The sequence below is a fragment of the Pseudomonas sp. NPDC087614 genome (assembly GCF_044743485.1).
GTDB lineage: Bacteria > Pseudomonadota > Gammaproteobacteria > Pseudomonadales > Pseudomonadaceae > Aquipseudomonas > Aquipseudomonas baetica_A.
The window spans coordinates 37,036-50,653 of record NZ_JBIUWN010000013.1 but is presented as its reverse complement, the minus strand read 5'-3'; the positions used below and the strand labels follow the sequence as shown (position 1 = coordinate 50,653).

Here is a 13,618-nt window from a genome sequence, read left to right as displayed (position 1 = left end):
GTATGCAGGCTTGCTCGCGAAGGGGCCGTATCAGTCAATCCCTCCGGCGACTGACACTCTGCTTTCGCGAGCAAGCCCGCTCCCACGGTTCTTTGTCCATGATCATTAAACCGGGTAATTGGCCCGCAGGGCCTCAAGGCCGCCCTGATAGATTACGTTGAACAGTGCCACCACTTCCTCATCGCTCACGCCTTTGCCGGTCAAGCGCCCCAACCACGTCACTCGTGCGCCCTGCCCTTGGGCCTGGACCTTGAGGGTCGCCAGGTAATCGGAGGCTGGAAACGGTGCCGTCAGCTTCGCGGGCAAGCTCAAAGGGCTTGCGTCGACCACAATCGCCTGAAAGCGTAAATCAGTTGGATCGCAGGTGCAGATGACCGTCGTCATCGACCGTGAGCTGAAGCTTGTCGTAACTGGCCAAAGTCGCGTGCGACGTTTCAAGCGGATGTTGATGCGTTGTGGTGATGATCATCAACGGTGCACCCGCTGCCTCGCCAGCCTGGATGCCGACGGTGGCATCTTCGAAAATCAGGCAGTCGCGGGGTTCAACGCCCAGTCGCCTGGCGGCCAGAAGATAGCCCGCCGGATCCGGTTTACCGGCCTTCACATTCTCGGCAGTAATCATCACCGCAGGCTCGGGAATGCCCGCCGCCGCCATCCGCCGCAAGGCCAGATCCCGCGGCGCCGAGGTGACGATGGCCCAGCGCTCGGCAGGCAGGCTGTTGAGGAACGCCGCTGCGCCGGGAATCTCGACAATACCTTCAACGTCGCCGATTTCCGCCTCGGTGATGAATGCCGCTTGTTCTTCGGCATTCACCCCCGGCAGGTTCAAACGATGGAGGGTGTCGATGGCTCGCGCGCCATGAAGGGTCGGCAAGAACGTTTCAACGTCCACACCATGGCGCACAGCCCAGGCTGACCAGATCCGCTCGGCGGCGGCGATGGAATTGAGGACGGTGCCGTCCATGTCGAACAGGAAGGCGCCGAACGCGCGGTCAAAAACAGATTTGTGAGCAGGCAAAAGTTCGCATCCTCTGGCAAGGGGCCGGGCAAATGTGCCCGGCAATGTAGCACTTGTCAGTGCAGGCGCGGTGCCTTGGACTTGATTGCCGTGTCGACACAGTCGAGCAATTGACCGATGGCCCAGGGCTTTTTGATAAACGCCACCGAATGCTTGACTCCGGAAGTCTCGGGCGTTTCATAACCGGACATGACCATCACCGGTTTTTCCGGCCAACGATCGCCGACAAGGTTAGCCAGGTCGGCGCCATTAAGGGTGCCGGGCATGGTGATGTCGGTGAGCAACAGCGCCACGTCTGGCGCGTGCTCCTCCAGATATTGCGAGGCGGCATCAGCGCTCGTCTGTGGCTCGACCTTGAAACCTTCCTCCTGAAGAATTTCGCAAAGAAACTCCAGAATCAACGGATCATCCTCAACGACCAGAATCAACCCGCCAGGAAGGTGCGCGTCCGCCGTGGGTGTTGGGCACATGAAACTGCACTCCCTGAATTGCATTAACGATTTAGCGGCTTTAATCCGCTGCTTATCTGGTATGAGCGGCGGGTTCTGTAGAAATTCATTTTTGATACAGGCCTTTTCAAAAACGTCGTATTTACCTACTCGCGACAAGCGTTCGCAATGGCGTAATTGTGGTTAAAATGCCGGCCCTTTTGCTGGCCGACCGTGACTGATGAACCCTCAAGCCCTCGCCACCCTCCACGCCCATTTGCTGCCTGCACTGGCGGCGGCACCCAGCGAGACCCGTCGCCTTTTTCATGGGCGCGGGCGTTGCTGGCCGGGGCTGGAACAGCTCACCGTGGACTGGCTGCAAGGCGTGGTGCTGGTGTCGCTGTTCAAGGAGCCGGAGCCTGAACAACTGGAAAACCTCAAGGGGTTGCTGCTGGACATCAGCGGTTCGAGCGAGTGGCAGCAATGCGGCGCGCACACGTTGCTGATCCAGCATCGCTACTTGCCACAAAGCACCGCCGAATGGCTGCTGGGCGATGAGCTCGACGAAATGACCATCGTCGAGGGCGGTTTGCAGTACCGCGTCGATCTGGGGCGCAAGCAAAACGCCGGGCTGTTTCTCGACATGCGTTACGGGCGTGACTGGGTACGCGACCAGGCGGCGGGCAAGCGGGTGCTGAATCTGTTCGCCTACACCTGCGGTTTCTCCGTGGCGGCCATTGAGGGTGGCGCCAGCCATGTGGTCAACCTCGACATGTCCCGCGCCGCGCTGAGCCGCGGCCGCGACAATCATCGGCTCAACGGCCATGATGTGAGCAACGTCACTTTTCTCGGCCACGACCTGTTCAAGTCCTGGGGCAAAGTAATCAACAGCGGCCCTTACGATCTGGTGATCATCGATCCGCCGTCATTCCAGAAAGGCAGTTTCTTGCTGACCAAGGATTACCAGCGCGTGCTGCGACGCTTGCCGGAACTGCTGAGCGCGCAAGGCACAGTGCTGGCGTGCATGAACGATCCGTCGTTGGGTTCGGACTTTCTGATTGACGGGGTTACGCAGCAAGCGCCGAGTCTGCGCTTTGAAAAACGCCTGGAGAATCCGCCGGAATTCCCGGATATCGACCCTGAAAGTGGCCTGAAGGCCCTGGTCTTCCGGCGCATCGACTGACACCTCCCAAATCCGAGGGAGCAAAGACTTCGAGTCGCCGCGATCAGTGCACGGTCAACCGCTGACGAACAAATTCCTCGGTATGACGGATGGTTTGATCCAGATGCCGATCGCGCTGTTTCTCGGCGTCGAGCATGGCGCGCTTGCCGTTTTTCTGTAGCAGGTAGGTGTGGATCTGCTGCACCTCCAGCGAACGGTAGATCGGCATGGTGTCGATGAACCCATGCAAGCCGTTGCTGCGGTAATGCCGCGTACTCATCAGCACTTGCGTCTCGCGCTGACCGATCACCTCAAAGCCCAGCGCTTCGAAATACGGGACCTTGCCGATGCTGCAAGCCAGTTCGGCGTGGGGATAACGCCCGACCATTTCACCGATCATGGCCCGCGCCACGCCCTGACGCCGATGACCTTCGCGCACGGCCATGTAGGCGACGCTGCACGCTTGCCAGTCGCCCTGCACCGGCAGGTACAAGAGGAAACCGATCACCTGCTCCGGGTCGTGCTCATCGGTGGCAACCAGCAGTTCCACCTCGGTGCCCTTCTCGCCATTCAACGCTTCCAGATACAGATGCACCTCATAACCGACCGCATACTGATAGACGTTGTACAGCAGGTTGCTCGGGCCCAGGCCCACGGCGCTGATGTCGGTCAGGTAGTCGACAACCATTTGCAGAATCTGGCTGTTGATGCCCTCAGGGCATGGGGTTTTGTAGTGGGTGATGCGTGGCATGGCGGGTGAACTCCGGCGGAAAACCGCGACATCATACCTTGCGCGTCCGCTCAGCCTGTATCTGTGCTGACTGAACCGGCGCTTTCGCGAGCAAGCCCGCACACATTCGAGCGCATCTCTCCTGTGTGCGGGCTTGCTCGCGTAGAGGCCAACGTGTTCAGCGCCCATCCAACAGGCCCCCCAGCAAAGCCTTCCTGACAAAAATTTCATCTAGCCCAAACGGGATTTTTTGCCGTTACAGCGTCCAATTCTTCAACTGCGCTCACTCCCTGCGCAGGCCTTGAGGCGTTGTCCTGAGAGTTTTGCGTTCCCTGTCCAAATGGCAATAAACCTGGCGGCTGTGGCCATTGGCTCTGGCAGGCACGAGGGTCGAACGGGTTGTGGGTTGAAGGGCACTGGGTGCGTTGATTGCCACGCGCCTGAACCGATCACTTTGCGGGAACACCATCATGTCGAAAACCGTTAAATCCCTGCTTGCCTTCACACTGGTGGCCATTACCCTCTCGGGCTGTGTCGTCGCGCCCCCCCGACCGCATCGGCCACCGCCGCTGGTAGAAGTGGTGCCGGTCATGCCGGCGCCGGGTTATCACTGGGTCGCCGGTCACTATCGTTGGGGCGGTCATCAATGGCGCTGGATACCGGGTCACTGGCGGGCGTATTGATCGTTGAGGAGCGGCGTCAGTCACCGGGATGACGCCGCCCCACTCACTTGATCCGGTAATGAAAGGTATTGCGTACCGCCGGCACCGACACGGCGACGCCGTCAATGATCCGCGGCTGATACCGGAAGGTTTGCGCCGCCGCCAGTGACGGGCGAATGAACAACGGATGGCAGCCGTCGAGCACCTTGGCGTTTTCCACCCGACCTTGCGGGTTGACGGTGTATTGCACCGAACAATCACCCTGGATGTTTTTGTCCAGGGCGCGCTCTGGATACTCTGGCGCCTCTTTGCTCAGCGGCAAGTATTGGCGGCTGTCGGCGAGGGCCTGCTGGCGAGCGTGTTCGGCCTGTTGCGCCTGACGCGCTTGTTGTTGCGCGGCCTGTTGTTGTGCCAGACGTTGTTGCGCGGCGTCATCTGCACGCTTGCGCGCCTGCAGTTGCTCGCGCTGTTGCTCGGCCAGTTGTTCGCGCTTGCGCTCTTCTACCCGCTTGCGCGCCAAGGCGGCCTGCTCGATTTTTTGCGTTTGAGGTGCCGGCTCGGCCTTAGGCTTGACGGGTTCGACCGGCGCAGTCGCCTGCGGCTCAATGACGGGCGCCGGCGTCGGTTCAGGCTCAGGAGGTTGTGCGACTGACAGCGCAACCATCACCAGTTGCGTGGTCAACACCCGTGGCGGTTTGACCGCCGGGGCGGACGGCGACCAGGCGCTGATCAACAACACCAGTACCATTGCGTGCAAGGCAACCGCCAGCGTCGCTGCGAGGCTGTGTTGCCAGAAGTCGTTGCGCGGCATCGGCGCGGCAATCGTTGCCGGACTGTGCGGGGTCGTCACCGTCATTGCGGGGCCTCGGTCACCAGCCCGAGATTGCTCACGCCGCCCTGCTGCAACGCGGCCATGGCGGCCACGACGCTGCCGTAACCGGCGTCCTTGTCAGCGCGGATATAGACCTGCGTATCCGGGCGTTGCGCGACAATCTGTTCGACCTTGGCGCGCATCTCGTCGAGTGCCACGGCGCTGTCGGTCTGGTGCTGCGTATCGAGTTCGCCACCCAGGTTCCAGAAGTAGCCGCCCTCAGCTTTCACCGACAGCGTCAGAATCGGCTGGCGCGTGTCGTTGGCCAAGGCTTCACTGGCGATCTTCGGCAACTCGACTTTCACACCTTGAGTCAGCATCGGCGCGGTCACCATGAAAATCACCAACAGCACTAACATCACGTCGATGTATGGCACCACGTTCATTTCAGCTTTGGGTCCGTGCTTGCGTTGCGGCCTGACTAACATCGTGTTTCTCCTGTTCAGGCCGCAGCGGCGAGATTCATTGGCGCACCGTGCAACTGGCGATGCAGACGCACTTGCAATTCGTTGCCAAAGGCGTTGTAACGCGTCAGCAGCGTTTGGCTACGTGCGGCAAAACGGTTGTAAGCGATGACCGCCGGGATCGCCGCAAACAGGCCGATGGCCGTCGCGATCAACGCTTCGGCGATACCCGGCGCGACCGTCGACAACGTGGCCTGCTGCACCTGAGACAAACCGAGAAACGAATTCATGATCCCCCACACGGTGCCGAACAAACCGATGTAAGGGCTGACCGAACCGACCGTGGCGAGAAACTGCAAACCCTTTTCCAGTTGCAATTCCTGCTCACTGATCGCGACATGCAGCGCGCGCTCGACCCCTTCCTGCACCGCATCGGCATGGCTGCCCGCGTGCTGATTGAGGTGACGAAACTCGGCGAACCCGGCATTGAAGATGGGCTCGATGCCGGCCTCGGCCTCCTGAACCTGCGCCGTTTCGCGGTACAGCGGCAACAGTTCGGGGGCCTGGCGAAAGCGCTGGATGAAACCGTTCAACTGGCGGTCGCGCCGCTGCAGCACGCGGCTGCGCTGAATGATCAGGTACCAACTGAGTACCGATGCCAGCAACAGCGTCAGCATCACGGCTTTAACCAGAAGACTGGCGTCGCTGATCAGTCCCCAGATAGTCATGTGTTCGAGCGTGGCCTGCATGGTGAAACTCCTTGTGAGCGATGGCCGGTGTTGCCGGAGCAACGACCGCGCCGTTATTCGATGAAAAAGTGATGACCGGTTGATGACGGATCAGGGTAATTTCAGCGCTTTGCTGACCTCGGCCCACGGCACGAACTTGAAGTTCTGGCTTTGCTCGGGCATCCGTTTGCGACCGTCCTGCACCACCAACATGCCTTGGCTCCATGGCCCACCGAGGTTGACCGACGTCACTTCCAGGCCATCGGTTTCCGACGCCCCGTCAATGCCCGCCGCCGCGTTGAGCCCGACGCGCAATGCACCCTGCACAGCAAACGGCGGCTCGGCATCCAGCACCAGATAGCTGTCGTTGCCCTGGCTGGACACCACCAGATAGTCCCGCGCCAGACTCTGATAGAGCGCCAGACCTTCGACATCCGCGTGCAGCAGCCCACCGACCTTGATCACACTGGTGAGGGTCGCCGGCTGATCAGCGCGGGCGTCTACCGCCCAGACACCGACATCCTCTTCGCCGATAAACAGGCGCTGGCGCTGATCGTCGGCGACGCAACCCTCGGGCTGACTGTCGACCTTGAAGCGGCGCACCAACTCGCCCTGAACCTGGCCGTTCGCAGCGTCGAGGCGGTATTGCAGGAAGGTGCCGTCCTTGTCGTTGGCGATGGCGTAGATCTCACCGCTGGCCGGTTGAAACAGGCAGAGGCCGTAAATGTCGTTCAACGGTGTGGGCACTTCGCCGATATCGCGCAACTCGCCGCTTTGGCGGTCGATGGCGAACAGGCTGAGGCTGTTGTGATCGCGATGGCTGGCCACGGCCAGATCGACCGTTAGCGCGCCGAGTTTGAAGTGGGGGCGCACATCGACGTTGTTCAGACGTCCGACCGGCAACTCCTGTACCTGCTTGCCTTGCAGGTCATACACCAGCAGACCCTGTTTTTTATTGGTGCCCAATACGCGACTCAGCGATGGCTGCTGCGGATGCACCCAAATGGCCGGGTCATCTGCCGCATCGCCCTGACGTGCGACCGGATCGCTCTGCACCTGCGCCGCGACATCGGGCAGCTTCGGTGGCAACGCAACCGGCGTGGCTTGCCAGTCGAGATGGCCTTGATAGGCGCGTCCATCGTCATCGTCGCGGATCAGCACTTGCAGACCTTTGGCAGTTTGGCGCACGGCCAGATTTTCCGGCTCCTTCAAGCCCGACAACGGCAACGTCGCTTGTGCCGACCAGCCCTGCGCCTGTTGCTGGTAGAGGTGCAACTGCGCGGCTTTCGGGTCCAGGCCGATAATGCCACCCGCTACCAACGCCATGGCACCCGCCTCGCCTTTGATCTGGCCGAACGGTTCTCGCAGGGCGACCGGTGAGCGCTGCACGTCGGCTTCGGCATGGGCCGGATACGCCCACCAACCGACGTTCTCTTCGTTGACCACCAATTGCTCGGCAGCATCATCGACCTGGCAAAACTGCGCCGACGGCGGCAGGGGCAGCCCCCGCACACGTTGCGCCCGGGTGTTGAGCGTGACGCCGTTACCCACCAGCCATTGCTCGCCCTTGCCCTCCTCGCCAACCAGAAACACAAACAGGTTGTCGGCGCTGTCGCGGTACAGGCACAAACCGTTGACCGCGAAGTCTCGGGTCGGCAGGTACAGCGGCGTGCCCCATTGCCGTTGGGCCGGATCAAGGCTGACTACCAGCGCTCGCTGACTGGCGTTGTCGACGCTGGCGACCCAGACGTGATGTTCGTCTGCGCGGCTGTCCAACCCGCTGAAAGAACCGGGCAAACGCGCCAGTTCAGCGCCTTGGCCATCAAGCACCAACAAGCCTTCAGTGAGACTGACGCCAAGCCGTGCGTCGCCCGGCAAAAAACCCAAGGCTTGGAGTTTGAGTGTCGGCGCCCACGGAGTGAGTGTCAGGCTCGGCGTGGCGGCCAGCGCTTGGCTCGCGGTCAGGGCGATCAGTGCGCCCAGTCGCCAGCGTTTATGTCGCAAAGAAATACTCATGAACCGCAGAATCCTTGTCGTGCGTGGATCGACGGCGGCACCCGGCCGCCATCCGGGGATTAAAAGTGGGTGAAGGTCAGGCCGAGCTTGTAGGTCGGGCCGTATTCTTCGTATTGGCCGTTGTAGGAACGGTTGCCGGTGGAAACGAAATACGGCTGATCGGTGAGGTTTTGCGCCTCGAAACTCAGTTGCAGGTCCTTCGTCAGTGAATAACGTGCGCTGAAGTCGACGAAGGTCTGCGCATCAACGTGCAGGTCATGCGCCTTGTCATTGATCGAAGCCAATTCGTAGAGGTAATCGGATTTGTAGTTGGCCGACAGGCGCAGGCTGACCTTGTCGTTTTCCCAGCCGAGCATCAGGTTGCCGACCGTGTCGGACTGGCTGGGCAGATCGATGCTGCGTTTGCGGTGACGACCACTCGCGGCGTCGAAGCCTTCGATCTCGGCATCCGAGCGGCTGAAGGTGGTGTTGGCCCCCAGTAACAGACCGTTCCAAGGTGCCGGCAACCAATCGAATTTCTGCGAGTACGCCAACTCCAGGCCATAGAGTCTGGCGCTGTCGCCGTTGGCAAAGCTGTGGGCTTCGGAGAAGCTGGCCCAGGCACCCGAGCCGGCCAGATCCGTGTTGTAGACGAAGTGCTTGATGTCTTTGTAGAACACGAACGCCGACACCGTGCCGGCATGGCCCATGTAGTGCTCGATACCCAGGTCAAGGTTGCTCGACTCCAGCGGTTTCAGATCCGGGTTACCGAACGTGGCTTCATCGTCATCGATGACAAACCCCGGGGCGAGCTGGCCGAACGTCGGACGCACCACGGACTTGGTCCATGCCGCACGCACCTGGGTGTTTTTATCCAGTTGATAGCGCGCATGCAGGCCGGGCAACCAGTGGTGATAACGGCGTTTGGTCTCGGTGGCCTGGAAGTCACCGTCGGTGGCCCCGGTGCCTTTGGCTTCGAACTCGGTGCCCTCATAGCGCAGGCCGGCGATGAACCGCCAATCATCGATATCGATCGTGTTCATCAGGTAACCGGCGTTGATGTCCTCGCTCATCTTGAAGTCGTTGACCGTTGATTCGGTCTCGTCATAGAAGTCGTCTGGGTTCAGCCCGCCGATCAGGTTTTTGATTGCACGGGTGCTGATCCCCGGCCCGAACTGGCCGAGACGATAATCCACCGAGCCCTTGGTGAAGCGGCTGAGGTTGAGTGCATCGTCGCTGAAACCGAGCCCATCGAAGTCTTTGTAGACCCAGGCATCGAGGTCGTTGTCCTTGTTACGACGGCTGACTTTGCCGCCGAATTTGACCTGAGACGCATAACCGCTCAAGTCATAGTCCCGGGCCAGATCCAGACGCAGGTTCTTCTCGGTGTCCGTGGTGTTCTGCTTTTCCCAGTCGACCTTGTCGAGCGTGAAATGATTGGCGTTGTAGAAATCCTCACCGAGGATCGGGCGCGGCTTGTCGTTGCTGTAAAAACCGCTGTTGGCAAAATCGTCATTGCCCTCGAACGCCGCGTTGGCGATGTGGCCCGGGCTGTCTTCGCTGGAACGGCTGTAGCCGGCCTGACCGCTGAGCGTCCACAGACCGATCATGCGTTCGCCACCGAACACGTAAGACTGAATTTCCTGGGTCTCCTCGCGCTGCTTGAGTTTGCGTTTGCCTTCGGCATCGCCCAGTACGCCGGCAGCCTGCGGGTCGGCAAACTCGATGCTGGTGGAGTTGCGTGTCTCGCTGTCCTTATAGCGGCTGTACAGCGTGCGCAGGTAATAGCTGCTGAGGTCGTCGGGTTTGTAATCGAAGTTCAGGCCGCCGCCGGTGCGTTCGCGACTGATGTCGTAGTCACGCTGTTCGAACTCTTCCAATTGCGCACCGCGCGCAAAATCCCAGGCGCCGCCGGTTTCGACGTTATCCGAGCCGAAATCGCGCTTTTGCCAACTCAGCGCAGCGGCGACACCGAAGTTGTCGATGCCATCGCCGAGGCTGAATCGGTCGCTGACCGCGCCGGAGAACTTGGGGCTGGTCTGGTGGGTGTTCTTGTCATAGCTGGCCTCGGTACTGCCGGTGTAGAACAAGCCTTTGTGATCGAACGCCGAAAGACTTTTGACATCGACCGTGCCACCCAGCGAGTTGGCGTCCATGTCCGGGGTCAGGGTCTTGATGACGGACAGCGACTGCACCAACTCTGAAGGCAAGACGTCGAGGGCCACGGCGCGGCGTTCGCTTTGCGGGGATGGCACCAGCGTGCCGTTGATGGTCACGCTGTTCAGGTCCGGCCCCAGGCCGCGCACGCTGACAAAGCGCCCTTCGCCCTGATCACGTTCAACGCTGATGCCCGGCAAGCGCTGCACCGCCTCGGCAACGTTCTCGTCCGGCAACTGCGCTACGCCGTCGGCATGCACCACGCTTTCGATATTGTCGGAACGACGCTGTTGCTTGAGCGCCGAGTCGATGCTCGCCGCCTGGCCGACCACTTCGACGTGTTCGACATTGGCGCTGGCATCGGCAGCGTGCAAGCGCTCGCTGGTCATCGCCATGGCCAAAGCGGTCAGGGTGAAACTGAAGAGCCCGACGGTGCCGCTGCGCGGATAACTGCTGCGCTGGTACATGTGTGTCCTCCCCCATAAGAGTCCGGTCAGGCCAGGCAAGTGGCCCGGCAACTGGAAGGGCAAGCTAGGGATGAGGCATGACGCTTCTGTGACAGGGTTGGGCGAAGGACCCTGTAAACCGGGGGTTTGCCGGCATTCACCGCGACAAATGAGCTGAAATGACCTCTTGCGCACACGACTTCTCTCTGTGGCAGTGGGCTTGCTCGCGAAGGCGGTGTGTCATGGCGCGATGCGTTGACTGACTCGAAGCCTTCGCGAGCAAGCCCGCTCCCACAGGGCCGGAGGTGTTTTTGAAAAAATTCACCTGCCTCAGTGAGCTGATTCGACCTCCCGCCACCGTCACCCGGCTGTCACAAACATCTGCTGTGCTGGCGCGCATTGCTTTTTCGCCAAAGGATCGCGGCCATGTTCTCAGTGCTCAAACCCCACCGTTGGAAACTCGCCGCACTGCTGCTGACGGCCAACCTCGGGTTACTCCTGCTTCTGGCGTGCGGGGAGCTCAAATCGTCCAGAGAGTGGGTCTGGCTGGACATCATCGGCGAAGGCGGTTCGGCGCTGCTGGCACTGGTCTGGCTGGGGCTAGTGCTGAAAAGCCGCCCGGCCGGACGGGTCACGAACTACCTGGCACTGGGCCTGAGCTGCATTTTCTTTTCCTGGTGGATCGACTGGCTCGACGAGTTCATCCGTCTGCCCGCCAGCATCACTTGGGATCACTGGCTCGAATCCGGGCCGATGCCCGTGGGCATGATCCTGCTGACCATCGGCATCTATCACTGGCACCGTGAGCAACTGGCAATCAGCGCGCAGATGGAGAAACGCGAGCGACTGTTCCGTGAGCATCGGCTGTTCGACAAACTCACTCCGCTGGGCAGCGCCGATTACCTGAAACGGCAACTGACTGCCAGCCTCGCCGAGAGCCTCGTGCAGCAACAACCACTGTCGTTGCTGGTGCTCGACCTGGATAACTTCGCCGCGATCAATCAGGCCTACGGGCATGTCGAAGGCGATGCCGTGTTGCAAGCCCTCAGCCATTTGCTGCTGCTGAACCTGCGCCGTCAGGATCTGCTGTGTCGTCTGGCCGGCGACCGTTTTGTGGTGTTGCTACCCAATACCGGCGAGCGTCAGGCGCAACTGCTGGCGCAAGAACTGCAACTCAGCGTGCAGGCCCTGGCGCACAAGACCCGGCAACATGGCGAACGCTTGCAACTGTCGGCCAGCACAGCGGTGGTGATGGCTTTGGAGGAAACGCCTGAAGTGCTGCTCAAACGCTTGAACCTGGCGCTGGCACGCGCCAAGTCGCCGCTGGCCAAAAGCGCCTGAGGCCAACCATGACCGTCAAAACCAATTGGTACGAAACCGACAGTCGTTTCATTCCCGGGCATTACCAACCCGCAACGCTGATCGACCTGGCGCTCTCGCGGGACATCGACAGCCATCGGCTGCTACGCGGCACGGGGCTGTTTCACGAAGACATTCTGGCCGGCCAGACTCGCCTCAGTGCGCAGCAGTTTCTCGGTCTGATCGGTAACAGTCGCCGTTTGCTCGACGCCGATGACAGCAGTTTCCTGTTCGGTCAACGCTTGCTGCCCGGGCACTACGGGGCCGCCAGCCATGCGTTGCGCCACGCACAAAACCTGCATCAAGCGCTTGACACACTGGTGCAGCAACAGGCCCTGCTCAGTCCATTGATGACGCCGCGCCTGTTACTCGATGACAGCTTTGCCTACATCTACTGGCTGGACAGCTGCGGCGCCGGCGAGCAATGGCGGTTTCTGCTGGAAGCAGGCATGACTTCGCTGGTGGCCATGAGTCAGTGGCTCAGCGGCCAACGCCTGCCATGGGAATGCAGTTTCAGTCACGCTGAACCGCGTTATGTCGAGCAATATTGGGTGCACCTGGGCGAGCACACGCAGTTCAAGCGACCGCTGGATCTGATGCGCATTCCGCGGGAATTTCTCGCCCGGCCATGGCCGGGAGCATCGGCGACGGCCGGTCAGGTCGCCCGCCAGGAAGCCTTGCGACAGATCGAGCAATTGGGCTTTACCGAAAGCTTCACCGATTGCCTGTATCGCCACTTGCAGGATCACGTCCGTCAGCCACCAAGCCTGGAACAAGCCGCACAGGTTTTCGCCATGAGCCCGGCCACCCTCAAGCGCAAGCTGCAAAAACACAACACCGGGTTCCAGCAACAAGTGGACCTGGTGCGCAAACACGTCGCGCTGTACCTGTATCAGGTCAAAGGCATGAGCAACGAGGAAGTGGCCGAGTACCTGAGTTTCAGTGATGCGGCAAACTTTCGCCGCTCATTCAAGCGCTGGACCGGCAGCACCCCCAACCTGATCCGCCAGTTGTTTGGCAGCCACTGAAAGGACATGCCTGCACCTCAGCGCTGTGGTGCCACGATCTTGAACTTGATAGCGATGTCCCTGGACACAAAGGTGTCCGCCCACTCCCCCGCGCCGAGGCCGAACTCATCACGTTTGAGCAGCAATGCACCGTCGAAAATGCCGATATTGCTGCCTGATTTCAATTGCACCGGCACCTGCACTTCGCGGGTGATGCCCTTGAGGGTGAGTTTGCCGTCGATCAGGTAGTGATTGTCGGAAACCTGGCTGACGCGACCCGATTCGAACACCGCCACCGGGAATTTCCCGGTGTCGAACCATGCCGATTTGACCAGCTCGGTATTGGCATCTTCGCTGCCGGCATCAATGCTCTTCAGGTAGATGCGCAAGAAGGTGTGAGCGCTGGCGGGGTTGTCGGTATCGAAGTCCAGCGTCGCGTCGAACTGGCCGAAGGTCCCGTACATCGGCGAGCCCATCTGGCTGTAGGTGAAGCTGATCTGACTGGCATGCGTGTTGACCCGGGTGTACTCGACAGCGCGCGCGGCGGGTACAGCGCAGAGGGACAACACAGCGGCCAACAGCAATCGGATCGACATGGGGTTCTCCGGGCAGCGCTTGCCGTCGAGGGACTCGGTTGACTTAAGCAAACAA

14 protein-coding genes are annotated in these 13,618 nt (G+C 60.7%); 4 read left to right on the top strand and 10 right to left on the bottom strand.

Annotation, left to right across the window (positions count from 1 at the left end; translation table 11 throughout):
* Window positions 1-105: 105 nt before the first annotated feature.
* From ACIOWA_RS07735 to ACIOWA_RS07725, 3 genes are read right to left on the bottom strand one after another with little or no spacing between them, the layout of a single operon-like run.
* The gene (locus tag ACIOWA_RS07735; RefSeq protein WP_339538994.1) at window positions 106-384 is read right to left on the bottom strand and encodes an SRPBCC family protein; all 279 of its coding nucleotides are present in this window, start codon (window positions 382-384) and stop codon (window positions 106-108) included.
* Window positions 350-1,018: an HAD family hydrolase gene (locus ACIOWA_RS07730; protein WP_339538995.1), complete on the bottom strand. Its 669-nt coding sequence runs from the start codon at window positions 1,016-1,018 to the stop codon at window positions 350-352. Before ACIOWA_RS07730 ends, ACIOWA_RS07735 begins: the two co-directional genes overlap by 35 nt.
* Before the next feature lie 56 nt (window positions 1,019-1,074).
* On the bottom strand, window positions 1,075-1,488 hold the full coding sequence (locus ACIOWA_RS07725) for a response regulator (protein ID WP_339433838.1): 414 nt from the start codon (window positions 1,486-1,488) through the stop codon (window positions 1,075-1,077).
* Between the two features lie 199 nt (window positions 1,489-1,687).
* Between ACIOWA_RS07725 and ACIOWA_RS07720 the strand changes: the two genes are divergently transcribed.
* On the top strand, window positions 1,688-2,629 hold the full coding sequence (locus tag ACIOWA_RS07720) for a class I SAM-dependent methyltransferase (protein WP_339433839.1): 942 nt from the start codon (window positions 1,688-1,690) through the stop codon (window positions 2,627-2,629).
* Between the two features lie 43 nt (window positions 2,630-2,672).
* Here ACIOWA_RS07720 and ACIOWA_RS07715 read toward each other — a convergent pair whose 3' ends face one another.
* Window positions 2,673-3,359 (bottom strand): GNAT family N-acetyltransferase, encoded by a 687-nt coding sequence (locus tag ACIOWA_RS07715; protein WP_339433840.1) that lies wholly within the window; start codon window positions 3,357-3,359, stop codon window positions 2,673-2,675.
* A gap of 449 nt (window positions 3,360-3,808) precedes the next feature.
* Between ACIOWA_RS07715 and ACIOWA_RS07710 the strand changes: the two genes are divergently transcribed.
* Window positions 3,809-4,021: a YXWGXW repeat-containing protein gene (locus ACIOWA_RS07710; protein WP_339433841.1), complete on the top strand. Its 213-nt coding sequence runs from the start codon at window positions 3,809-3,811 to the stop codon at window positions 4,019-4,021.
* A 43-nt stretch (window positions 4,022-4,064) separates the two neighbouring features.
* On the opposite strand, the gene ACIOWA_RS07705 is transcribed toward ACIOWA_RS07710, so the two are convergent.
* The 5 genes from ACIOWA_RS07705 to ACIOWA_RS07685 form a co-directional block, all read right to left on the bottom strand.
* Complete coding sequence (locus tag ACIOWA_RS07705) at window positions 4,065-4,856, bottom strand: TonB family protein (protein WP_401159109.1); 792 nt, start codon at window positions 4,854-4,856, stop codon at window positions 4,065-4,067.
* Window positions 4,853-5,299 (bottom strand): protein TolR, encoded by a 447-nt coding sequence (gene tolR / locus ACIOWA_RS07700; protein ID WP_339433843.1) that lies wholly within the window; start codon window positions 5,297-5,299, stop codon window positions 4,853-4,855. Before tolR ends, ACIOWA_RS07705 begins: the two co-directional genes overlap by 4 nt.
* A gap of 14 nt (window positions 5,300-5,313) precedes the next feature.
* Window positions 5,314-6,024, bottom strand: a complete 711-nt coding sequence (tolQ, locus tag ACIOWA_RS07695; RefSeq protein WP_401159107.1) for a protein TolQ — start codon at window positions 6,022-6,024, stop codon at window positions 5,314-5,316.
* Between the two features lie 90 nt (window positions 6,025-6,114).
* Window positions 6,115-8,019, bottom strand: a complete 1,905-nt coding sequence (locus ACIOWA_RS07690) for a phytase (protein WP_401159105.1) — start codon at window positions 8,017-8,019, stop codon at window positions 6,115-6,117.
* Between the two features lie 59 nt (window positions 8,020-8,078).
* A complete protein-coding gene (locus tag ACIOWA_RS07685; RefSeq protein WP_401159103.1) occupies window positions 8,079-10,622 on the bottom strand; it encodes a TonB-dependent receptor in 2,544 nt (847 codons plus the stop codon).
* Between the two features lie 405 nt (window positions 10,623-11,027).
* On the opposite strand from ACIOWA_RS07685, the gene ACIOWA_RS07680 reads away from it, so the two are divergent.
* Both ACIOWA_RS07680 and ACIOWA_RS07675 read left to right on the top strand, forming a co-directional pair.
* Window positions 11,028-11,942, top strand: coding sequence for a GGDEF domain-containing protein (locus ACIOWA_RS07680; protein ID WP_339433847.1), 915 nt, complete (start codon window positions 11,028-11,030; stop codon window positions 11,940-11,942).
* Window positions 11,943-11,950: 8 nt separating this feature from the next.
* Window positions 11,951-12,988 (top strand): AraC family transcriptional regulator ligand-binding domain-containing protein, encoded by a 1,038-nt coding sequence (locus ACIOWA_RS07675; protein WP_339495232.1) that lies wholly within the window; start codon window positions 11,951-11,953, stop codon window positions 12,986-12,988.
* 17 nt (window positions 12,989-13,005) lie between these two features.
* On the opposite strand, the gene ACIOWA_RS07670 is transcribed toward ACIOWA_RS07675, so the two are convergent.
* On the bottom strand, window positions 13,006-13,563 hold the full coding sequence (locus tag ACIOWA_RS07670; protein ID WP_339495230.1) for a YceI family protein: 558 nt from the start codon (window positions 13,561-13,563) through the stop codon (window positions 13,006-13,008).
* Between the last annotated feature and the right edge of the window lie 55 nt (window positions 13,564-13,618).